We start from the raw sequence: 21,004 nt of genomic DNA, 5'->3' as shown, positions 1-21,004 counted from the left end.
TGGGGGTGCGAATGCTACTTTCGAAGTAAATGCCGCACTGCATTAGTCGCGAATGTACAGGGAGCAAAATGTGGGAGGGGCGGTGCGACGATTCGACTTGCCCCCTCCCACACTTGATTGCATTTCAAGTTGGAATCAGAAGAAACCCAGTGGATTGATGTCGTAGCTCACCAGCAAATTCTTGGTCTGCTGGTAGTGATCGAGCATCATCTTGTGGTTCTCACGCCCCACGCCCGATTTCTTGTAGCCGCCAAACGCTGCATGCGCCGGGTACAGGTGATAACAGTTGGTCCACACGCGACCGGCCTTGATCGCCCGGCCCATGCGGTAGGCGCGGTTGATGTCGCGGGTCCACAGCCCGGCGCCGAGGCCGAATTCGCTGTCGTTGGCAATCGCCAGGGCTTCGGCTTCGTCCTTGAAGGTGGTGATACCCACCACCGGGCCGAAGATTTCTTCCTGGAACACACGCATCTTGTTGTGGCCCTTGAGCAGGGTCGGCTGGATGTAGTAACCGCTGGACAGGTCGCCCTCCAGGCGCTCGGCCGCGCCGCCGGTGAGCAGCTCGGCGCCCTCTTCCTGGGCGATCTTGAGGTAGGAGAGGATCTTGTCGTATTGCTGCTCGGACGCCTGGGCGCCGACCATGGTCTCGGTGTCCAGCGGGTTGCCGCGCTTGATCTTGACGATCTTCTTCATCACCACTTTCATGAAGTCGTCGTAGATCGACTCCTGCACCAGCGCCCGCGACGGGCAGGTGCACACTTCGCCCTGGTTGAAGAACGCCAGCACCAGGCCTTCGGCGGCTTTTTCGATGAACTGCGGCTCAGCCTGCATGATGTCTTCGAAGAAGATGTTCGGCGACTTGCCGCCTAGTTCCACGGTGGAGGGAATGAGGTTCTCGGCGGCCGCATGCATGATGTGCGCACCGATGGGGGTCGAGCCGGTGAACGCGATCTTGGCAATGCGCTTGCTGGTGGCCAGCGCCTCCCCGGCTTCGCGGCCAAAGCCCTGGACGATATTCAGCACGCCCGGTGGCAGCAGGTCATTGATCAACTCGGCAAACACCATGATCGACAGCGGCGTCTGCTCGGCCGGCTTGAGCACGATGCAGTTACCGGCGGCCAGGGCCGGGGCGAGTTTCCAGGCGGCCATCAGCAGCGGGAAGTTCCACGGAATAATCTGCCCGACCACGCCCAATGGCTCATGGAAGTGATAGGCCGCGGTGTGTTCGTTGATCTCGGCGGCGCCGCCTTCCTGGGCGCGGATGCAGCCGGCGAAGTAGCGGAAGTGGTCGGCGGCCAGGGGCACGTCGGCGTTGAGGGTTTCACGCACGGCCTTGCCGTTGTCCCAGCTTTCGGTCACGGCCAGCACTTCGAGGTGCTGCTCGATACGGTCGGCGATTTTCAGCAGCACCAGGGAGCGATCCTGGGGCGAAGTCTTGCCCCAGGCGTCGGCGGCGGCATGGGCAGCGTCAAGGGCCTTGTCGATATCGGCGGCGTTGGAGCGCGGGAATTCGGCGATCACTTCACCGGTCACCGGCGAGGTGTTGGTGAAGTACTCACCACTGAGCGGGGCGACGAACTCGCCGCCGATGTAATTGCCGTAGCGCTGCTTGAAGCTGACGATGGCGCCAGGGGTGCCAGGTTGTGCGTAGATCATGTTAAAGCCTCTGTCTGGGTCCGGGCCTGTCGGTCAACAGGCGATGACCCGATAGTAAAGAGCCCCCGCTGGCGGGCGAATGCGCCGTTGGCAGGGGGGCACTTGTCATTTGGTCGTAGATTCAGTGCTTGGCGACCAGCTCTTTGGGCAGCTTGAAGGTCCAGAGCATGCCGCCCTGGTTGAAGTCCTTGATGCGCTTGGCCACTTCACCGCCCCACAACGGCACGGCGCCGCCCCAGCCGGAGAGCACCGAGACGTACTGTTCGCCGTCCATTTCCCAGGTCACAGGCGAGCCGAGCACGCCGGAGCCGGTCTGGAATTCCCAGACCTTCTCGCCGGTCTTGGCGTTGAACGCCTGCAGGAAGCCTTCCGGCGTGCCGGTGAACACCAGGTTGCCCTTGGTGGTCAGCACCCCGCCCCACAGCGGCGCGAAGTTCTTGTGGCGCCAGACTTCCTTGCCGGTCTTCGGGTCGATGGCGCGCAGTACGCCGATGTAGTCTTCGTTCAGCGGCTTGATGGTGAAGCCGGCGCCAAGGAACGCCGCGCCCTTCTTGTAGGCGATGCCTTCGTTCCAGATGTCCATGCCCCACTCGTTGGACGGCACATAGAACAGCCCGGTGTCGCGGTTATAGGCCATCGGCATCCAGTTCTTCGCACCGAGGAACGCCGGCGCGACAAACACCGAGGTGCCCTTGGTTTCGCTGCCCGGCGCACCTGGGCGGCTGGCTTCGTTGTAGATCGGTCGACCGTCCTTATCCAGGCCGGTGGCCCAGGTGATCTTGTCGACAAACGGGAAGCCACGGATGAACTTGCCGTTGGTGCGGTCGAGCACGTAGAAGAAGCCGTTGCGGTCGGCGGTGGCTGCCGCTTTGATTTCCTTGCCGCCTTCGGTGTAATTGAAGGAGATCAGCTCGTTGACGCCGTCATAGTCCCAGCCGTCGTGGGGCGTGCTCTGGAAGTGCCACTTGATGGTGCCGTCGTCCGGGTTCAGCGCCAGGCGCGAGGACGAGTAGAGGTTGTCGCCGGGGCGCAGGTGCGAGTTCCACGGCGCCGGGTTGCCGGTGCCGAACAGCAGCAGGTTGGTTTCCGGGTCGTAGTAGCCGCCCAGCCACGGTGCCGCGCCGCCGGTTTTCCACAGGTCGCCCGGCCAGGTCTTGCCCGCCTCGCCACCGGAGATGCCGTTTTCCACGGCTTTGCCGTCCTTGTAGACATAACCCATATGACCTTCGACCGTCGGGCGGCTCCACAGCAGCTCGCCGTTTTTCGGGTCATAGGCCTGGATCTTGCCGACCACGCCGAATTCGCCACCGGCCACGCCGGTGATCAGCTTGCCGTTGACCACCAGGGGCGCGGCACTGATCGAGTAGCCTTCCTTGTGGTCGGCGACCTGCTTGCTCCACACCACTTTGCCGGTGTCTTTGTTCAGCGCCACCAGCTTGGCGTCGAGGGTGCCGAAGAACACCAGGTCGCCGTACAACGCCACGCCACGGTTGATCACGTCACAGCACGGGCGGATGTCATCGGGCAGACGCGCATCGTACTGCCAGAGCTTCTTGCCGGTACGCGCATCCACCGCGAACACCCGCGAGTAGGAACCGGTGAGGTACATCACCCCATCCTTGATCATCGGCTGCGCCTGTTGCCCACGCTGCTTCTCGCCGCCAAAGGAAAACGCCCAGACCGGGCGCAGTTCCTTGACGTTGTCGACGTTCAGGGTATCGAGGGGGCTGTAGCGCTGGCCCTGCACGCCGAGGCCGTTGGTGACGATCTGCCCGGGGTTTTTAGGGTCCTGGAGGATGTCCTCATCGGTGACCGAGGCCATGGCCTGGCCAGACAACAGGATGGCACCGAGCAACACACTCAAGGCGAAGGGTTGGCGACGTGCGGGTTGGGTCATGACGGCTACCTCTGCGGTTTTTTGTTATACCCGGGAAATTTTCCCGGTCTGGTGCAGATTCTTGGGCGCAGGGGCCGTTGTCACAATTGACCGCAGTATCGAGTTTGCTAGTTCCTTAGTAGCGGGTCAGCGCGCCGAATCCACGCGTTGCATCTGCTCGCGCTCGTAACGCGGGTACAGGTGGCTGACGCTGCGGATCAGTTCATAGCGGCTCAGGCTGATCGCCGCGAAGCGTGCGGGGATGGGGCTGCGGATCATCTCGGCCATGTCGCTGCCCTGGGCCGCGCCGTCACGCAGCAGTTGGTCAAGCCAGGTCAGGTAGTCGCGCATCTGCGTAAAGGGTTGCGCGTCGCTGGCCACCGGGCCATGGCCGGGCACGATCAGGGTCCAGGGCAAGGCTTGCAGGGTGCCGAGGTCAGCCAGCCACACCGCCAGCCCCGGGCTGTTGGGGGTGGTGAGGGCGCGCTGGTAAAACACCAGGTCGCCGGCAAACAGCACGCCGGTGCTCTGGTCGAAGATCGCCAGGTCGGCGCCGGTGTGACCGCTGAGCGCAAGCAGGCGCAAGTCGTGGCGGCCGACGCTCAGCACACCGGGTTCCAGCACCTGGGTGGGCAACACCACCTCGGTGCCGCGCATCCAGTCGCCAACCATGCGATAGAGGTTTTCCGCCATGCCGTCGCCCTGCTCGTGCAGCAGCCGCGTGGTCTCGGCCAGGGCGCCGATGGGCATGTCCTTGAAGGCCTGGTTGCCGAGCGCATGGTCGGGGTGATGATGGGTAATCAGCACCTGGATCACCGGTTTGGGGGTGACACGGGCGATGGCCTCGCGCATGGCTTCGCCGTAGCGCCGCGACGGTCCGGTGTCGATCACCACCACACCGGCCTCGGTGACGATGAAGGCGGTGTTGACGATATTGCCGCCATTGGCCTTGGCAAAACTGTCGGTGCTGCCTTCGAGCAGCCAGGTGTCGTCGGCGATCAGCCGGGGCTTGAGGGCGTAGTCGAGGTCCGCCAGGGCGGGCAGGCTCAGGCCCAGGCATAACAATAGAATCCAGCGCATGCCGCGCTCCTTCTGGTCAGGGGATGGCCGCGTCGAACTCATTGCCGCTGTTGTCGCGCAACACCAGGCGGGTGGGCCCCGGCGCGTCGATGTCGAAGGCCAGGTTGGGGTTTTCGCTGACCGCCGGGAACAACTCAAGGTCAGCCAGCACCTGGCCGTCCTGGCCGCGCAGTTGTGCATGGTTGATAAAAAACTCGGGGATGCCGCTGACCATGCCGTTGTCCATCGGGTGCGCCACCTGCACACGCACCCGGCTGAACTCGCCACGCGGGTAACGGCCGCCGAGCACTTCGCCGATGTGCTCTTCCCAGCCCGGCTGGGTGCGTACCACGCTGGGCGCGGTGCAGCCGCCACCGGCCGCGTCGATCAGGGTCGAGCCCACGTGCCACAGGCCGTCATCGGTGAGCACCGCCGCCCGCAACGGCGTGGCCTGCTCGATACGAATCCGCAGCGACAGCCACGGCAGCACCCCGGCCTTGGGCTGGAAGTCGACGATTTTCGGCAACGGGTTGAGCTCAGCCCAGGCGAGGATCTTTACCACATGGCCGCTGAAGGCCCGTGCATCGATTTCCAGGGGCACCTGACGCGCATCTTCGGCAAACGGCGGCGCAAGCAGCTTGACTCGGTCGTCGAACACGAACGGCGCCAGCGCCAGGAACTGCTTGTGATAGAAGTCCCACATCACCGACGGCACCGGATCGACCTCCACGGCGTGCGCCGCCAGCGGCAGCCAGCAGGCCAGGATGCAGCTCAATCGCCAGTTCATCGCCTGCTCCTATTGATACATCTCGGGCACTTCGTACTGCAGGCCGTAACGGGCATAGATGGCTTGCACCGCGCCGTCGCGGATCAGGCCTTCCAGCGCCTCTTCCACCGCGTAGGCCAACTGGCGATTGCTCTCGTGCACCGCCATGCCGATCTCCCAGCGTTGCTTGCCCATGTTCGGGTAGGCGTTTTCGGCCAGGGCCAGTTGCGGGTCATGGGCCTCGTGCACCTGCCAATCGACTTCGCCGCGCATCGCCATCACCGCATCGACCTCACCGGCTTTCATCGCCGCAAAGGCCTGGGGTACGTCGGGGTAGTGATGGGTCTTGGCGGCGAGCATGCCGTTGAACACCGAGGTGAGGTAGAACGACGGCACGCTGTCGACTTCGACGCCAATCGGGTGCTGCTCGAACACCGCCACGCTGGCAACCGTGTCCAGGCGCCGACGGTCATAAGCCACCTGCCATTGTTCGTTCTGGTACGGCCCGAACATCACCACATGGCCGTTTTCCAGTTCGCCTTGGTCGTTGCGCTTTTGTGCGTAATCGCGGTCGTAGGGCGCGCGCATCATCAGGTCGGCCAGTTGCTGGTTGTGCAACGGGCTGCCGCGCCAGATGTAGTCGCGCAGGTCGTCGTCGAGCTTCTCGCCGGCCGGCGCCCAGATCAACGTGAGCCGTACCCCCAGCGCCGTGGCCAGGGCCTGGGCCAGTTCCACGTCGACCCCGCGCGCGGTGGCGCCGTCTTCGAAACTGTAGGGGGCAAAGTCCTTGTACACCGCCACGTTGATTTCGCCGGCGGCGATCATCTGGTCATAGCTGCGCACCTGCGCCTGTGCCGGCTGGCAACACAGCAGGGCCAGGCCAAGCACATAAGCGAACAGGCGCATGGCTTACTCCTCGACGTGCACGCTGTCCAGGTAGGTGCGCACGGCCCACAAGGCTTCCTGGCTCAGGTAGTCGGCCATTTTCGGCATGTACACGCGACCGTCACGCACCGCGCCATGGCGCACGCGCTCGACGAACCACTCATCACCGGCTTCGCCCACATCGAGCATGCGCAGGTCGGGGGCGATACCGCCGGACTTGGCTTCCAGGCCGTGGCAGGCGGCGCAGTTCTGGTTGTAGGCGGACGAGCCGATTTCCACGGCGCGGTCGTGTTCAGGCGAGGTGCGGTACGGGTTGACCGCCGCCCAGCCGTCTTCGTTGACCGGTACGCCGGCGTCCTTGATCGAGGTCAGGCCCTTGGTTTCCACCGCTTGCGGGACCACGTTGCCATGGGCCCAGGCGGAGCCCCCGGCGATCACACCGACCAACAGCCCGGCGACGAGCAAGGCATTGTGTTTTGTTGTCATTATTTTTGCCCTCAGGATTGCACGCAAAACCTCATTGCAGAGGCTATGGCAACCATCTTAGAAACCCCGGGACATAGGCCGTATGCTGCTTTGGTGGCCGCCCTCTCCTCCCTTGGTAGTAGGGCTTGTGGGGCACGCCTAAAACAGCGGCGCCTCGGGAAGTCTTCCCGGCCACAGCGGGAGTTTTTCCGTATCCGCCCGGCGCCCCGGCGTTCCACCCTGTGCAGGCCAAAACCTCCACTGGGAACTGCAACCATGACAATAAGATCGCTACCCGCCCGCTCACCTTTAAGCCTTGCCGTGCAAGCCTTCGTGCTGGTGGGCAGCCTGTCCCTCAGTGCGGCAACGTTTGCCGCCGCCGAACCCGCCAAGCCGACGCACAACGTCACCTGGGAAGACATCGCCAACGACCACCTGACTACCCAGGACGTGCTGCAATACGGCATGGGCACCAACGCCCAGCGCTGGAGCCCGCTGGCCCAGGTCAACGACAAGAACGTGTTCAAGCTCACCCCGGCCTGGTCCTACTCGTTCGGCGATGAGAAGCAACGCGGCCAGGAATCCCAGGCCATCGTCAGCGACGGCGTGGTCTACGTCACCGGCTCCTATTCCCGCGTGTTCGCCCTCGACGCCAAGACCGGCAAGCGCCTGTGGACCTACAACCACCGCCTGCCCGACAACATTCGCCCATGCTGCGACGTGGTCAACCGTGGTGCGGCGATCTTCGGCGACAAGATCTACTTCGGCACCCTCGACGCGCGCCTGATCGCCCTCGACAAGCACACCGGCAAAGTGGTGTGGAACAAGAAGTTCGGCGACCACGCCGCCGGCTACACCATGACCGGCGCCCCGGTGCTGATCAAAGACAAGGTCAGCGGCAAGGTGCTGCTGATCCACGGCAGCTCCGGCGATGAGTTCGGCGTGGTCGGCCAGCTGTTTGCCCGCGACCCGGACACCGGGGAAGAAGTGTGGATGCGCCCGTTCGTGGAAGGCCATATGGGCCGCCTCAACGGCAAGGACAGCACCACCACCGGCGACGTCAAGGCGCCTTCGTGGCCGGATGACCCGACCACCGCAACCGGCAAGGTCGAGGCCTGGAGCCACGGCGGCGGCGCCCCTTGGCAGAGCGCAAGCTTCGATGCCGAGACCAACACGATCATCGTCGGCGCCGGCAACCCTGGCCCGTGGAACACCTGGGCGCGCACCGCCAAGGACGGCAACCCCCACGACTTCGACAGCCTCTACACCTCGGGCCAGGTCGGCGTCGACCCGAGCACCGGCGAAGTGAAGTGGTTCTACCAGCACACCCCGAACGACGCCTGGGACTTCTCCGGCAACAACGAGCTGGTGCTGTTCGACTACAAGGACAAGGACGGCAAAGTGGTCAAGGCCACCGGTCACGCCGACCGCAACGGTTTCTTCTACGTGGTAGACCGCAACAACGGCAAGCTGCAGAACGCCTTCCCCTTCGTCGACAACATCACCTGGGCCAGCCATATCGATCTGAAGACCGGGCGTCCGGTGGAGAACGAAGGCCAGCGCCCGGCCAAGCCCTTGCCGGGTGAAACCAAAGGCAAACCGGTGGAGGTCTCGCCGCCGTTCCTGGGGGGCAAGAATTGGAACCCCATGGCCTACAGCCAGGACACCGGCCTGTTCTACATTCCGGGCAACCAGTGGAAAGAGGAATACTGGACCGAAGAGGTCAACTACAAGAAGGGCTCGGCGTACCTGGGCATGGGTTTTCGCATCAAGCGCATGTATGACGACCACGTCGGCACCCTGCGGGCAATGAACCCGACCACCGGCAAGGTGGTGTGGGAGCACAAGGAAGCCTTGCCGCTGTGGGCCGGCGTGTTGGCGACCAAGGGCAACCTGGTGTTTACCGGTACAGGCGACGGTTTCTTCAAGGCCTTCGACGCGAAAACCGGCAAGGAGCTGTGGAAGTTCCAGACCGGCAGCGGCATCGTCTCGCCGCCGATCACCTGGGAGCAGGATGGCGAGCAGTATGTCGGCGTCACCGTCGGCTACGGCGGCGCGGTGCCATTGTGGGGCGGCGACATGGCGGAGCTGACCAAGCCGGTGGCACAAGGCGGGTCGTTCTGGGTGTTCAAGATCCCGAGCTGGGATCAAAAGACCGCGCAAAAATAACCCCCGCGAGAATGCCGGGCCGCTTTTTGCAGCAGGCGGCTTCTTCCCTTGTGGTGAGCGGGCTTGCCCCGCGCTCGGCTGCGCAGCAGTCGTAGAACCTGAGCGCACGGTGGTGCTGGAGGAATGCCGGGGCCGCTTCGCAGCCCAGCGCGGGGCAAGCCCGCTCACCACAGCAAGCCCGCTCACCACAGCAAGCCCACTCACCACAGCAAGCCCGCTTACCACAGGATCCCCAGAGGTCGCACGATGAACTACCTGCCCTTGTTACTCCTGCTCTGCCTGCCCGTGGCCCACGCCGAGGATGGCGACGATGCGCCGCTGATCATCAACGGCTGCACCATCGCCGAACACAGCCAATGCCCTGGCGCCAACCTCAAGGGCGCCAACTTGCGCAACCAGGACTTGAGCAAGATGAACCTGGCCGGCGCCGACCTGCGCGAGGCGGATCTGCGCCATGCCAACCTCGACCTGGCCAACCTGGAAAAAGCCCGACTGCAAGGCGCCAACCTGACCCGCGCCAGCCTGCAACAGGCCAACCTGCGCCTGGCCGACTTCAGCGGCGCCACGTTGATGGCGATCCAGGGTTGGGGCCTGTTCGCCCAGGGCGCACAGTTCGAAAACGCCAACCTCAGCGCGGCCTACCTGCAATTTGCGCGGCTGTCCGGGGCGAAAATGCACAAGGCCAACCTGCGTGCGGCCGACCTGGAAATGACCTGGCTGAGCAAGGCCGACCTGCAAGGTGCCGACCTCAGCGATGCCAACCTGCAGGAAGCCAAGCTCGGCGAGAGCAACCTGGAACAGGCCACCCTCACCGGCAGCCGCCAGCACTACGCGAACTTCCAGGATGCCAATATGGAAGGCTGCATCGACTGCCCCACCACCTGGGATCGCTAGAACCCCCGCGCACACCCGGTTACCCAACCACCCGCACCACCCCCATGTCGATCCCCAGGTGCACCAGCTCGGCATGGGAACTCACCTGCAATTTGCTCTTGAGCAAGGTCAGGTGATTGGACACGGTCTTGCTGCTGATATTCAACTGGTCGGCAATCGCTCGGGGCGGCGTGCCCCTGGCCAGCATCAGGAAGATTTCCAGCTCGCGCGGGGTCATGCCCTGCAAACGTTGATCACCGGGCGTATAGGCCAGTTCAGTGGCCAGGGCCTGTTCGATATAGGCGTGGCCGTCGAGGATGCGCCGCACCGCTTCGATCAACACCTCGGGTGCCGAGGTTTTGGTCAGGTAGCCCGAGGCGCCCGCCTCCAGGGCCTGGCGCACCAGGGGCAACTCGTCGTGCATGCTGAAAAACAGCACGCGCAGGTGCGGCAGGCGCTGGCGCAGGCGCCGGGTGGTTTCCAGGCCGCTGATGCCCGGCAGGCCGAAGTCCATGATCACCAGGTGCGGCAGCGCTTCCTGGACCCGGCTCAACGCCTCTTCGCCACTGGCCGCCTCGCGCACTTCAACGGCCGGCAGCAGCGCACGCAACAGGCTGGCATAGCCCTGGCGTACCACCGCGTGGTCATCCACCAACAGAATATTCATGAGGCCTCCAACGGCATGTTCAACGCCAATGCCCAGCCGGCGCCGGGGTGGCTGATGATCTTCAATTCGCCGCCCAGGCAGCGGGCGCGTTCGGCCATCGAATACAGGCCCACGCCGGGCCGCTGGGGCGTGTCTGCGCCGCGACCGTTATCGCGCACCCACAGGCGCAGGCGCGAACCGCGATGTTGCAGGCGCACGTGCACCTGGCTGGCGTCGGCATGCCGCAGGATGTTGGTCAGGGCTTCCTGGAGCAGGCGGTACAGATGGGTCTTGCTGGCGCCGGGCAACAGCGGCAGGTCGGTGCTGACCTGCAGGTGGCAGGGAATGCCGTGGCTGGCCTGCCACTGGGTGACCAGCAGCGCAAACGCCTCGGCCATCGGCAGGTGTTGCAGGGCCACCGGATAAAGGTCGTGGACCAGTGCCCGGAAGCCTCGCTGCAAGTGCTCGCAGTGATCCTCGAGTTGCGTCACCGTGGGCGCCAGCAGGTGCGGCTGGTCGGTGGCCAGGCGCAACAGGCAGGCCTGGGCGCGAATGCCGGCCAGGTATTGGCCGAGGTCATCGTGCAGGGTCTGGGCCAGGTGGGTGCGTTCCCGCTCCTGCACCGCCAGCAGGGTTTGGGTAAGCCGGGTGTTATCGGTGCGCGCCTGCTCCAGGGCGTCGGTCATGCGGTTGAAGTGCAGCGCCAGTTGGCGTGCTTCCGGCGCGCCTTGGCTGCGCAGGCGCACATTGAGCTGGCCGGCGCACACCTGTTGCAGCGCACGCAGCAATTCATCCAGCACGCCCATGCCCCGGCGCACCGCCCAGCGGATGGTCAACAGGCTCAGGGCCAGGGCCAGGGCGCACAGGCCCAGCAGTTGTTGCAGGGAGTCCCAGACCTCGTCGATTTCATCCCGTGGGTCGACAGCGATGGACACACGCCGGCCGTCCGGCAAGTCCAGCACCTGGGCACTGCGCCGCGCCTCGGCAAACAATAGCTGCCCGAGCCAGGCGTCCAGCCCGTCCGCGTCCGGCGCTTGCACGGTGTCGCCGCTCGCCAGCCAGTGCACGCGGACATGGCGCAAACTCGCGGTGAGGTGGGGTTGCAGGCTGGCCGGGTCGCGCGCGGCGGTTTCGCTCAGGTAGTGCACCACCGCTTCGGCCGATTGCAGCTCGCGCTCCACGTCGGCCAGGGCCTGGTGCAGCAACAGCGCGGTGCAGGCGCAGGTCACCAGGATGAAGAAGCCGCACACCCATAGGTTGATGCGCCACAAGGCCGACAAGACGCGCATGCTGGTGTCACTCCTGTGGATAGAGCCCGTGGTGCTCCATGCTAAAACCCCACGGCGCGCCCGGGGCTACTACCTTGGTACTGCCCCAGCGCTACTTTCTGCATATTTGCAGCGACGTTCAGGGTTCCTATGCTGGCGCTACCTGTCATGGAGTGCCCTATGCGCCAGCTCGCCCCCTACGCCGTGATCTGCCTGCTGGCGATCGCCTGGGCCGCCACCGGCCAGGCCGCTGAAGCGCCCTTGCAGGTGCAGATCGGCTACCTGGGTTATCGGCCCGATCCGGGCCCGCTGCTGTCGAATGTGATTCCCGAGCCCGCCGATGCCGGGCAGCGTGGCGCTGAACTGGCGATCATCGACAGCAACAGCACTGGCGCCTTTCTCAACCAGCGCTACAGCCTGACGACCGCCACGGTGGACACCCCGGACGCCCTGCTCGCCGCCGCCCAGGCCCAGCATGCCCAGGGCCTGCGCCTGTTCGTGATCAACGCACCCGCCGCCAGCCTGCGCCAACTCAGCGCAGCCCTGCCCGACAGCCTGCTGTTCAATGCCGGCAGCCCGGATGACCGACTGCGCAGCAGCGACTGCCTGGGCAACGTGCTGCATACCCTGCCCAGCCGCGCGATGCTCGCCGATGCCCTGGCGCAGTTCCTGGTAGTGCGCAAATGGCAGAAAGCGCTGCTGATCGTCGGCCCCACCGAGGATGACCAGGCCTACGCCGCCGCCCTGCGTCGCGCCGCCAAACGCTTCGGCGTGCAGCTGGTGGCGGAAAAGGCCTGGCGCTTCGATAACGACCAACGCCGCAGCGCCCAGGCGGATATGCCGCTGTTCACCCAGACCGCCGAATACGACGTGGTGCTGGTGGCCGACGAGCGCGGCGACTTCGGCGAGTACGTGCCCTACCAGACCTGGTACCCGCGCCCCGTCGCCGGCACCCAGGGCCTGACGCCCACCGGCTGGCACAAAACCGTCGAGACCTACGGCGCCGCCCAATTGCAGAAACGCTTCGAGGCCCTGGCCGGGCGCTGGATGAACGACCGCGACTTCGCCTCCTGGATGGCCGTGCGCAGCGTCGCCAGTGCAGTGAGCAAGTTGCGCCAGGTCGAGCCCATGGCGATCCGCCAAGTGGAAATCAGCGAGCAACTGCCCCTGGACGGGTTCAAGGGCCGCAAGCTCAGTTACCGCCCCTGGAACGGCCAACTGCGCCAGCCGATTCCCATCGTGCAGCCCCGCGCGCTGGTCAGCACCTCGCCCCAGGACGGCTTCCTGCACCCCACCAACGAAATGGACAGCCTGGGCTATGACAAACCCGAGGTGACCTGCCGCTTCCCTTGATCGCCTACCCACAATAATAAGGAATCCGCCATGCGCCGCACCCTGCTCCCATGCGCCCTGCTGCTTGCCGCCGGGCACGCCGTGGCCAGTACCGCCTGGGTCTCCAACGAGAAAGACAACAGCCTGAGCCTGATCGACATGCAGACCCTGCAAGTCACCGACACCCTCAAGGTCGGCCAGCGTCCGCGAGGCTTGCTGCTGTCCCATGACAACAAGCTGCTGTACATCTGCGCCAGCGACTCGGACCGCGTCCAGGTGATGGACGTGGCCACGCGCAGGATCATCAAGGAACTGCCCTCCGGCAAAGACCCCGAGCAGTTCGCCCTGCACCCCAATAACCGCTGGCTGTACGTGTCCAACGAAGACGATGCGCTGGTCACCGTGATCGACACCGAGACCTCCAAGGTGCTCGGCCAGATCAACGTCGGCGTCGAACCCGAAGGCATGGCCGTGAGCCCGGATGGCAAGTGGGCGGTGAACACCAGCGAAACCACCAACATGCTGCACTGGATCGACACCAGCACCCAGACCCTGGCCGACAGCACCCTGGTGGACCAGCGCCCGCGTTTCGTCGAGTTCAACCACGATGGCTCGCAGCTGTGGGCCTCGGCGGAAATCGGCGGCACCGTGACCATCCTCGACGTGGCCAGCCGCGCGATCCTCAAGACCTTGACCTTCAAGATCAAGGGCGTGCACCCGGACAAAGTCCAGCCGGTCGGCATCAAGCTCAGCGCCGACGGCAAGTACGGCTTTGTCGCCCTCGGCCCGGCCAACCATGTGGCCGTGATCGACGCCAAGACCTTCGAGGTCATCGACTACCTGTTGGTGGGCCGCCGCGTGTGGCAGATGGCATTTACCCCGGACGAGAAACAGTTGCTGGCCACCAACGGCGTAAGCGGTGATGTGTCGGTGATCGATGTGGACAGCCTCAAGGTGATCAAGTCGGTGAAGGTCGGGCGTTATCCGTGGGGCGTGGTGGTCACGCCATGAACGCCCTGGAGGTGCGCGACCTGAACTTCGCCTATGGCGCACGGCAGGCCTTGTGCGAGGTGAGTTTCAGCCTGACACCAGGGCGCTTTGCGGCGCTGCTGGGGCCCAATGGCGCCGGCAAATCCACCTTGATCGCCCTGCTCACGCGGCTGTATGACCTGCAAAGCGGCGATATTCGCGTGGGCGGTCATTCCCTGCGTGAGGCGCCGCGTGCAGCCCTCACCCAGCTGGGTGTGGTGTTCCAGCAAAGCACCCTGGACCTGGATTTAAGCGTGGAACAGAACCTGCGCTACCACGCCGCGCTGCATGGTTTATCGCGGCGCCAGACCGACCTGCGCGTCGCCGCCGAACTGGCCCGCCAGACCCTCACCGAACGGCGCCGGGAAAAAGTTCGCGAACTGAACGGCGGGCATCGGCGCCGGGTGGAAATCGCCCGGGCGTTGCTGCATGAGCCGCGCCTGCTGCTGTTGGATGAGGCCAGCGTCGGCCTCGACCCGGCCAGCCGCCTGGCGCTGAACCAGCACGTGCGCAGCCTGTGCATCGAACAGGGCATCAGCGTGTTGTGGACCACCCACCTGCTCGACGAAGTACAGGCCGACGATGGGTTGATGATCCTGCATCAGGGCCGCCTGGTGGCCAGTGGGCAAGTCGCTGCCTTGATCGCGCAGCAAGGCGGCGATCTGGGCAGCGTGTTCGCGCACTTGACTCGCCCCACCACGACGGGAGCGGCGGCATGAACGCTTACTGGCAATGCCTGCGCGGCATCGTGCTGCGCGAGTGGCTGCGCTTTGTGTTGCAGCGCACGCGGTTTCTCAGTGCGCTGGTGCGCCCATTGCTGTGGCTGCTGGTGTTCGCCGCCGGGTTCCGCGCCGCGCTGGGCATCTCGGTAATCGAACCCTACGACACCTACATCCCCTACGAGGTGTACATCGTCCCGGGGCTGGCCTGCATGATCCTGCTGTTCAACGGCATGCAAGGCTCGCTGTCGATGGTCTACGACCGCGAGATGGGCAGCATGCGCGTGCTGCTGACCAGCCCGCTGCCGCGCACATTCTTGCTGTGCAGCAAGTTGTTGGCCACCGCGCTGATTTCGCTGTTGCAGGTGTATGGGTTCCTGGCGATCGCCTGGGTGTACGGCGTGCAACCGCCGGCCATGGGGCTGGTCGTCGCCCTGCCGGCGTTGCTGCTGGTGGCCTTGATGTTGAGTGCCCTGGGCCTGCTGCTGTCGAATGCGATTCGCCAGCTGGAGAACTTTGCCGGGGTGATGAACTTCGTGATCTTCCCGCTGTTTTTCCTGTCATCGGCGCTGTACCCGCTGTGGAAGATGCGCGACTCCAGTGAATGGCTGTACTGGCTGTGCGCGATCAACCCGTTTACCCACGCCGTGGAGCTGGTGCGCTTTGCCCTGTACGAACGCTTCGCCGGCCTGGCCCTGGCGGTGTGCCTGGGCTTGACCGTGCTGTTCGCGGTGTTGGCGGTGCTGACCTTCAATCCCCAGCATGCGGCGCTGCGCAAAAAGGGCTGAAGGCGGCAAAACTACTACTTTGGTACTGGTTTTCCTGTCTATCGTCGCATTCCCAAGGGCTCGGGACTCACGTGTAATGCGCGCATAACGATAAGGATTGCCCTGCCATGCTGCCTGCCCGACTGCCTCTATTGGCGCTGCTGTGCCTGTTCGTCGCCCACGTCCAGGCCGACACCCCGCTGTTTTCCGCCGACGGCTACCGCATCAGCCTGTACCGCAGCCCTACGCCCGACCACCTGCCAGGCGCCACGATTGTCGATACCGCAGCCCTGCAAACCCTGCTCAATCAAAGCCCGGCGCCAGTGCTGATCGATGTGTACCGCCGCCAGTGGCTGCAAGGCCGTTTCATCGAAGACCAGCCCCACGCCAACCTGCCCGGCAGCCACTGGCTGGCCAATACCGGCGACGGCGACCTGACGCCGGAGTGGCAAAGCTATTTCGTGCGCCACTTGTATGCCTACAGCGGCGGCGACCTCAAGCGACCGTTGGTCTTCTATTGCCGCTCCGATTGCTGGCTGAGTTGGAACGCGGTAAAACGTGCCGCCAACCTCGGCTATACCTCTGTGTACTGGTATCGCGACGGCCTGGATGCCTGGGAAGCGGCGAAGCTGCCGGTGACGGTCGCCCAACCCGAGCCATTTCAAACCTCACAATAAGAAAGGTGAACGGCCATGTACAAAATCCTGATTGCCGACGATCACCCACTGTTTCGCGAAGCGATCCATAACGTCATCAGCGACGGCTTCCCCGGCAGCGAAGTGATGGAAACCGCCGACCTCGACAGCGCCCTGGCATTGACCCAGGAACACGACGACCTCGACCTGATCCTGCTCGACCTGAACATGCCCGGCATGCATGGCCTCAATGGCCTGATCAACCTGCGCAACGAGGCGCCGACCATTCCGGTGGTGATCGTCTCGGCCGAGCAGGACAAGCAGGTCGTGCTGCAAGCCATCACTTACGGCGCCGTGGGCTTTATCACCAAGTCCTCGCCGCGCCTGCAAATGACCGAGGCGATCCAGCAGATTCTCAACGGCAACGTGTACCTGCCGCCGGACATCATCCGCACCCAGAAGCCCGGCACCCACCGGCGCCTCAACGAAAACCCCGGCTTCGCCCCCGAACTGCTGCAAGCCCTGACGCGCAAGCAGTTGCTGGTGCTGGAGCGCATGACCAAGGGCGAGTCGAACAAGCAGATCGCCTACACCCTGGAGATTGCCGAGACCACGGTGAAGGCCCATGTGTCGGCGATCCTGCGCAAATTGAATGTGCATAACCGGGTGCAGGCGATCCTCAGTGCCGGGGATATCGATTTCGGCTCGTACCTGCGCCGCTGACCCGTCTGACACAACACAAATCAAAGGTGGGAGGGGGCTTGCTCCCCATGGCGGTGTATCAGTCCGTTATGATGTCGACTGACCCACCGCTATCGGGAGCAAGCCCCCTCCCACATTGGTTCTCCGTTTGTCAGGGCCCGCCGAGCAGGTGGCTCATGGCAGTCTTGAGCTTCATCGGACGTACCTGCGCCGCCAATCTTCCAGGCACAACACTGCTCAAATGTGGGAGGGGGCTTGCTCCCGATGGCGGTGCATCAGTCAGTCATGATGTCGACTGACCCACCGCTATCGGGAGCAAGCCCCCTCCCACATTTTGATCTCCACTTGTGGGTATTTCGCGTTCATTTGCCGAGCAGGTGGCTCATGGCGGTCTTGAGTTTCATCGGGCGTACCGGCTTGTGCATCAGCGTGTGCCCCAACTCGCGAATTTGCAGCTTGAGTTCATTGCTGTAGTTGGCGGTGATCATCAGCGCCGGTATCGCGCGGCCGCGGCGCCCATTGATGCGGGCGACGGCGTCGACGCCGTTCTGGTCGTCGTCGAGGTGGTAGTCGGCGATCAGCAAATCGGCTTCGGCATGGTAGTTGTCCACCTGCCGCGCCAGGTCCTGCTCCGACAACGCGGTGATCACCTGGCAGCCCCAGCCTTCCAGTAAGGTGCGCATGCCCGCGCAGATCGCCGCGTCGTTATCCAGCACCCACACCCGCGCGCCTTGCAGGCGTTCGAGCATCGGCTCGCTCATGGCCAGCATTGGCAGCGACTTGGGCGCGGTGGCGCTCAACGGCACCTCCACCGAGAACATCGAGCCCTTGCCCGGCCAGGATTTGACGCTGACGCGATGCCCCAGGATCCCGGCGATCTTTTCCACGATCGCCAGCCCCAGGCCCAACCCCCGGTCCTGGTCGGGCCGCTGCACATCGCCGCGCTTGAATTCCTGGAAAATTTCCTCCAACCGCTCCTCGGCGATGCCCATGCCGCTGTCCCACACCTGGATCGACAAACGCTGATGCTGGCGGCGACAGCCCAGCACCACACGCCCCTTGTAGGTGTAGCGAATCGCATTGCTCAGCAGGTTGCGCAGAATCCGCGCCAGCAACTGAATATCGCTGCGCACCAGTGCCGAACAGCCGACAAAATGCAATTCCAGGCCCTCGCTGCGGGCCAATTCGGTGTACTCGGCGGCCAGGTTGTCGAGCAACTCACTCAGGGCAAACGGCGCGATGTCGGCCTTGATCACCCCGGCATCCAGCTTGGAGATATCCACCAGGGTACCCAGCAGGTTTTCCACGTCTTCCAGGGAGTTGCTCACGTTGCGCACCAACGTTTCGCTGGGCCGCTCCAGCAGTGCGCTGGTAAACAGGCGCGCCGCGTTCAGCGGCTGCAACAGGTCATGGCTGACGGCGGCGAGGAATTTGGTTTTCGACAGGTTGGCCTGTTCCGCCTCCAGTTTGGCTTCACGCAGGCGCGCCTCCATGCGCCGGCGCTCGTCGATCTCCTGCAATAACTGGTCGTTAAGCGCGGTGAGTTCCGAGGTGCGCTGGGCCACGCGCTGCTCCAGGTGCTGATAGGCCTGGTGCAGGGCTTCGGCGGTACGGCGGCGTTCGGTGATGTCGCGGATCAGCACGAAGATCCCCACCACTTCGCCGCTGGCCAGCATATTCGGCACATAGGAGCGCAGCATGTAGCGCTCCTGGTTATTGATGTTGGTCTCGGCGAACTCGAAGGTCACGCTCTCCCCGGCCAGGGCGCGGGCGACGTAGGCGTCCAGGCGCTGGCAATGCTGCTCGCTGTGAACCTCGCGCAGGCTCTGGCCGAGCATCATGCCGCGCGGCCAGCAATACCATTCTTCATAGACTTTGTTGGTGAACTCATAGACCAGGTCAGCATTCAGGTAGCCGATCAGGGCCGGGACGTTATCGGTGATCAGGCGAATCCAGCGTTCGCTTTCCTGGGCCTTTTGCGCCGCCGCCTGTTCGCCGCGCAGGGTTTCGGCGCGCAGCCGGGCGTTGATCAGCAAGTGGTTGCTGGCCTTGAGTTCGGCCATCGCCTGGTTCAGCGCGTCGGTGCGTTCGCGCACCTGCTCGGCCAGCACCACCGAATGCTGAAAGGTGGTGTACGGGTTATTACCCTGGGCCATGCCGGACTCGATGCGCTCGATCAGCGCCGCGTTGATCCGTGCCAGCTTGTGGTTGTCCTGTTGCAGCTGGGCAACCTGGGCGAGCAGTTCAGCGCCGGCCTCGGGCAATGGCGACCCCGGTGAAGGTCTGGTTGATATGCATGCCATTGAACTGTTCTCCGTAGGTGTTGAAACCCATCACCCGCTGGTCACGCAGGAAACCGCCGATCTGTTCCAGATTGCCTGAGTCTTCCAACTCCAGGCGGCGCAGGAAGCAGTCGCAGCCGATGGTCAACAGCAGGTCGCCAAGGCGCGCTTGCAGGCCGTCGAACAGGGTTTGCAGGTTTGGCAGGATCGGTCCGGGCTTCATCACGGTAAGGACGATGCCGTTTTCCACCGCGCAGTAGAAACTCAGGCTGAGGTCGTCGTGCACTTGCTGGATCGCGCGCACGTAGTACTGGTCGTGGATGCGCACCGCCAACGGGTGCGCCGCGAAGACGCGGTGGTCGAGGTCGGCCACGGCCACGCCGATATGCCGCGCGTACTCTTCGGCGGCGGGTTCGGCGTTAAGCTCGAAGACCCGGCGTGACGGACTGTCGGCGCCGGTCACCACCAGCTTTTCACTGCGCGGCAGGATGTGGTGGGTGGTGAACACCTCGAAATCCAGCCAGGTATTGACCAGCACCACCACCGCCGCGCCGCTGTGGAAGGCGCCGTTGAAGTACACGTGGGTGTGGGTGAGGAAGTTGTCGTCGCCGGCCGAACCGCCGAAATGCGGAATGTCGCCGAGCGCCGCGCTGAGGGCGGCGAGCACTACCTCTTCACGGCTGGACAAGCCATCGAGCAGGGTCAGGGCGAAGGTGTTGCCCTTGATCGGCGCCAGGGTATTGCTGCGGCAACCGCCGACCAGACGTTCGACCATCTGCTGGGCGTCGATCAGGCTGAAGTGTTCCACCTGGTCGATCAGCTCCGTGGCGATGGAAAAGTGCGCGTGGTTGAAGCCCATCGCCGTAATGCAATTGCGGCCATAGCCTTGGGGCGTGATCTCGCCGGCGCTGGTGCAGCCCACCACGCGCACGTTGCCGAAACACTCCTGCAGGGCGCGGCCCAGGGCCTGCAGGTCGTAGGACGCCGAGCAGAAAAACAGCACGAAGCCCAGGTATGGATGCAACAGTTGCTGCGCCAACTCCTCGGCGGCCTGCCCGGCATCGCTCGCCTGGGACATCGCGCTGACTACGCCTTCGCTGTTATGCATCGTTGCCTCCCCCTCTGAGGCATGAGTGTACGAAGGGCGGAGGGTGGGACCTATGCTACTTGGGTACTGGGTGGGGGGATGCGATGGGATGAATCGCTCAAAAACAAGGGAGATTCAAATGTTGGACTGCATTTCAAATTCACAGCAAAGCGTTCACAAGCATTCCAGCTGCAACCACTACACACAGGCTGGCAAACCCCACCTGCAAGGTGCGTGCGGCAATCACCGAGCACAGGCGCCGGCCGATCAGCATGCCGACGATGCTCGCCACGATAAACACCCAGCCCACGGGTTCGATGCGCACACCGGCATGGAACGCGCCGGCCACGCCGATCAGCGAAATCAGGCTGATCACCATCAGCGACGTGGCGACGATGCCGCGCATCTGCACGTCGGTGAGTTGCTTGAACGCCGGCACGATCAAAAAGCCGCCGCCCACCCCGAGTAACCCCGAGACTGCCCCCGTCACCGCGCCCAGTGCGGCCAGGGTGGCGCTGCATTTGGCGGTCCAGGCCAGGCGCCCGGTCTGCTGGTTGAGCATGCAGTTCTTCTGGCCCCAGGACGCCGCGCCATGGTCACTCGGCCCGGCCTCAAGCTTTTCGCGCTGCAACATGCGCCAGGCCACCAGCACCATCAGCGCACTGAACAGGCCCATCAGCACCGGCTCCGGCAACTGGTGGGCGAGAAACACCCCCAGCGGCGAAAACAGCGCGCCGAGCAACGCGATCAACAGCGCGGCGCGGTAACGCACCAGGCCGTGACGTAAC

19 protein-coding genes are annotated in these 21,004 nt (G+C 64.2%); 8 read left to right on the top strand and 11 right to left on the bottom strand.

Annotated elements, in window-relative coordinates; all coding sequences use genetic code 11:
• Window positions 1-135: 135 nt before the first annotated feature.
• From BFQ01_RS22740 to pedF, 6 genes are all read right to left on the bottom strand, one after another.
• Complete coding sequence (locus tag BFQ01_RS22740; protein WP_010209363.1) at window positions 136-1,656, bottom strand: acetaldehyde dehydrogenase ExaC; 1,521 nt, start codon at window positions 1,654-1,656, stop codon at window positions 136-138.
• 121 nt (window positions 1,657-1,777) lie between these two features.
• Window positions 1,778-3,553 (bottom strand): PQQ-dependent methanol/ethanol family dehydrogenase, encoded by a 1,776-nt coding sequence (locus BFQ01_RS22735; RefSeq protein ID WP_065926993.1) that lies wholly within the window; start codon window positions 3,551-3,553, stop codon window positions 1,778-1,780.
• 126 nt (window positions 3,554-3,679) lie between these two features.
• Window positions 3,680-4,612, bottom strand: a complete 933-nt coding sequence (locus BFQ01_RS22730) for a quinoprotein relay system zinc metallohydrolase 1 (protein ID WP_065926992.1) — start codon at window positions 4,610-4,612, stop codon at window positions 3,680-3,682.
• A gap of 16 nt (window positions 4,613-4,628) precedes the next feature.
• Window positions 4,629-5,378 (bottom strand): quinoprotein dehydrogenase-associated SoxYZ-like carrier, encoded by a 750-nt coding sequence (locus tag BFQ01_RS22725; RefSeq protein WP_065926991.1) that lies wholly within the window; start codon window positions 5,376-5,378, stop codon window positions 4,629-4,631.
• Window positions 5,379-5,387: 9 nt separating this feature from the next.
• Complete coding sequence (locus BFQ01_RS22720) at window positions 5,388-6,263, bottom strand: substrate-binding periplasmic protein (protein ID WP_065926990.1); 876 nt, start codon at window positions 6,261-6,263, stop codon at window positions 5,388-5,390.
• Window positions 6,264-6,266: 3 nt separating this feature from the next.
• Window positions 6,267-6,728: a cytochrome c-550 PedF gene (gene pedF, locus BFQ01_RS22715; RefSeq protein ID WP_027606205.1), complete on the bottom strand. Its 462-nt coding sequence runs from the start codon at window positions 6,726-6,728 to the stop codon at window positions 6,267-6,269.
• A 255-nt stretch (window positions 6,729-6,983) separates the two neighbouring features.
• Here pedF and exaA point away from each other — a divergent pair, with 255 nt between their 5' ends.
• Both exaA and BFQ01_RS22705 read left to right on the top strand, forming a co-directional pair.
• Window positions 6,984-8,876 carry a quinoprotein ethanol dehydrogenase gene (gene exaA, locus BFQ01_RS22710; RefSeq protein ID WP_074847229.1) on the top strand — a complete coding sequence of 631 codons (1,893 nt, stop codon included), beginning with the start codon at window positions 6,984-6,986 and terminating at the stop codon, window positions 8,874-8,876.
• A 246-nt stretch (window positions 8,877-9,122) separates the two neighbouring features.
• Window positions 9,123-9,770, top strand: a complete 648-nt coding sequence (locus BFQ01_RS22705; protein ID WP_065926989.1) for a pentapeptide repeat-containing protein — start codon at window positions 9,123-9,125, stop codon at window positions 9,768-9,770.
• A 19-nt stretch (window positions 9,771-9,789) separates the two neighbouring features.
• Here BFQ01_RS22705 and BFQ01_RS22700 read toward each other — a convergent pair whose 3' ends face one another.
• Together BFQ01_RS22700 and BFQ01_RS22695 are read right to left on the bottom strand one after the other, a co-directional pair.
• On the bottom strand, window positions 9,790-10,416 hold the full coding sequence (locus tag BFQ01_RS22700; protein ID WP_065926988.1) for a response regulator transcription factor: 627 nt from the start codon (window positions 10,414-10,416) through the stop codon (window positions 9,790-9,792).
• Window positions 10,413-11,675: a HAMP domain-containing sensor histidine kinase gene (locus BFQ01_RS22695; RefSeq protein ID WP_065927029.1), complete on the bottom strand. Its 1,263-nt coding sequence runs from the start codon at window positions 11,673-11,675 to the stop codon at window positions 10,413-10,415. Before BFQ01_RS22695 ends, BFQ01_RS22700 begins: the two co-directional genes overlap by 4 nt.
• A gap of 168 nt (window positions 11,676-11,843) precedes the next feature.
• On the opposite strand from BFQ01_RS22695, the gene BFQ01_RS22690 reads away from it, so the two are divergent.
• From BFQ01_RS22690 to BFQ01_RS22665, 6 genes are all read left to right on the top strand, one after another.
• Window positions 11,844-13,016, top strand: coding sequence for an ABC transporter substrate-binding protein (locus BFQ01_RS22690; RefSeq protein WP_065926987.1), 1,173 nt, complete (start codon window positions 11,844-11,846; stop codon window positions 13,014-13,016).
• 30 nt (window positions 13,017-13,046) lie between these two features.
• Complete coding sequence (locus tag BFQ01_RS22685; RefSeq protein WP_065926986.1) at window positions 13,047-14,006, top strand: YVTN family beta-propeller repeat protein; 960 nt, start codon at window positions 13,047-13,049, stop codon at window positions 14,004-14,006.
• Window positions 14,003-14,743, top strand: a complete 741-nt coding sequence (locus tag BFQ01_RS22680) for an ABC transporter ATP-binding protein (RefSeq protein ID WP_065926985.1) — start codon at window positions 14,003-14,005, stop codon at window positions 14,741-14,743. Before BFQ01_RS22685 ends, BFQ01_RS22680 begins: the two co-directional genes overlap by 4 nt.
• Complete coding sequence (locus BFQ01_RS22675; RefSeq protein ID WP_065926984.1) at window positions 14,740-15,531, top strand: ABC transporter permease; 792 nt, start codon at window positions 14,740-14,742, stop codon at window positions 15,529-15,531. The genes BFQ01_RS22680 and BFQ01_RS22675 overlap by 4 nt, the downstream gene beginning before the upstream one ends.
• A gap of 107 nt (window positions 15,532-15,638) precedes the next feature.
• Complete coding sequence (locus BFQ01_RS22670) at window positions 15,639-16,187, top strand: PQQ-dependent catabolism-associated CXXCW motif protein (protein WP_065926983.1); 549 nt, start codon at window positions 15,639-15,641, stop codon at window positions 16,185-16,187.
• A 15-nt stretch (window positions 16,188-16,202) separates the two neighbouring features.
• On the top strand, window positions 16,203-16,868 hold the full coding sequence (locus BFQ01_RS22665; RefSeq protein WP_010209341.1) for a response regulator transcription factor: 666 nt from the start codon (window positions 16,203-16,205) through the stop codon (window positions 16,866-16,868).
• Between the two features lie 341 nt (window positions 16,869-17,209).
• Here BFQ01_RS22665 and BFQ01_RS22660 read toward each other — a convergent pair whose 3' ends face one another.
• From BFQ01_RS22660 to BFQ01_RS22650, 3 genes are all read right to left on the bottom strand, one after another.
• The gene (locus BFQ01_RS22660; RefSeq protein WP_065926982.1) at window positions 17,210-19,150 is read right to left on the bottom strand and encodes a PAS domain-containing hybrid sensor histidine kinase/response regulator; all 1,941 of its coding nucleotides are present in this window, start codon (window positions 19,148-19,150) and stop codon (window positions 17,210-17,212) included.
• Window positions 19,092-20,237, bottom strand: coding sequence for a nitric oxide-sensing protein NosP (nosP, locus tag BFQ01_RS22655; protein ID WP_065926981.1), 1,146 nt, complete (start codon window positions 20,235-20,237; stop codon window positions 19,092-19,094). Before nosP ends, BFQ01_RS22660 begins: the two co-directional genes overlap by 59 nt.
• Before the next feature lie 139 nt (window positions 20,238-20,376).
• The coding region (locus tag BFQ01_RS22650) for a sulfite exporter TauE/SafE family protein (protein ID WP_065926980.1) at window positions 20,377-21,004 on the bottom strand (628 nt) is incomplete at its 5' end.

The sequence above is a fragment of the Pseudomonas sp. 8 R 14 genome (genome assembly GCF_900005955.1).
Lineage (GTDB): Bacteria > Pseudomonadota > Gammaproteobacteria > Pseudomonadales > Pseudomonadaceae > Aquipseudomonas > Aquipseudomonas marginalis.
The sequence above is the reverse complement of the archived record's forward strand: the minus strand, read 5'-3'. Positions and strand labels throughout refer to the sequence as shown.

What these genes read in the sequence shown, in the direction of transcription:
- pedF (WP_027606205.1), bottom strand. Translation starts at nt 6,728, where the DNA reads ATGACAACAAAACACAATGCCTTGCTCGTCGCCGGGCTGTTGGTCGGT.
- BFQ01_RS22730 (WP_065926992.1), bottom strand. Translation starts at nt 4,612, where the DNA reads ATGCGCTGGATTCTATTGTTATGCCTGGGCCTGAGCCTGCCCGCCCTG.
- BFQ01_RS22665 (WP_010209341.1), top strand. Translation starts at nt 16,203, where the DNA reads ATGTACAAAATCCTGATTGCCGACGATCACCCACTGTTTCGCGAAGCG.
- BFQ01_RS22705 (WP_065926989.1), top strand. Translation starts at nt 9,123, where the DNA reads ATGAACTACCTGCCCTTGTTACTCCTGCTCTGCCTGCCCGTGGCCCAC.
- BFQ01_RS22675 (WP_065926984.1), top strand. Translation starts at nt 14,740, where the DNA reads ATGAACGCTTACTGGCAATGCCTGCGCGGCATCGTGCTGCGCGAGTGG.
- BFQ01_RS22740 (WP_010209363.1), bottom strand. Translation starts at nt 1,656, where the DNA reads ATGATCTACGCACAACCTGGCACCCCTGGCGCCATCGTCAGCTTCAAG.
- BFQ01_RS22680 (WP_065926985.1), top strand. Translation starts at nt 14,003, where the DNA reads ATGAACGCCCTGGAGGTGCGCGACCTGAACTTCGCCTATGGCGCACGG.
- BFQ01_RS22735 (WP_065926993.1), bottom strand. Translation starts at nt 3,553, where the DNA reads ATGACCCAACCCGCACGTCGCCAACCCTTCGCCTTGAGTGTGTTGCTC.
- BFQ01_RS22700 (WP_065926988.1), bottom strand. Translation starts at nt 10,416, where the DNA reads ATGAATATTCTGTTGGTGGATGACCACGCGGTGGTACGCCAGGGCTAT.
- exaA (WP_074847229.1), top strand. Translation starts at nt 6,984, where the DNA reads ATGACAATAAGATCGCTACCCGCCCGCTCACCTTTAAGCCTTGCCGTG.
- BFQ01_RS22685 (WP_065926986.1), top strand. Translation starts at nt 13,047, where the DNA reads ATGCGCCGCACCCTGCTCCCATGCGCCCTGCTGCTTGCCGCCGGGCAC.
- BFQ01_RS22690 (WP_065926987.1), top strand. Translation starts at nt 11,844, where the DNA reads ATGCGCCAGCTCGCCCCCTACGCCGTGATCTGCCTGCTGGCGATCGCC.
- BFQ01_RS22725 (WP_065926991.1), bottom strand. Translation starts at nt 5,378, where the DNA reads ATGAACTGGCGATTGAGCTGCATCCTGGCCTGCTGGCTGCCGCTGGCG.
- BFQ01_RS22670 (WP_065926983.1), top strand. Translation starts at nt 15,639, where the DNA reads ATGCTGCCTGCCCGACTGCCTCTATTGGCGCTGCTGTGCCTGTTCGTC.
- BFQ01_RS22660 (WP_065926982.1), bottom strand. Translation starts at nt 19,150, where the DNA reads ATGGCATGCATATCAACCAGACCTTCACCGGGGTCGCCATTGCCCGAG.
- BFQ01_RS22720 (WP_065926990.1), bottom strand. Translation starts at nt 6,263, where the DNA reads ATGCGCCTGTTCGCTTATGTGCTTGGCCTGGCCCTGCTGTGTTGCCAG.
- nosP (WP_065926981.1), bottom strand. Translation starts at nt 20,237, where the DNA reads ATGCATAACAGCGAAGGCGTAGTCAGCGCGATGTCCCAGGCGAGCGAT.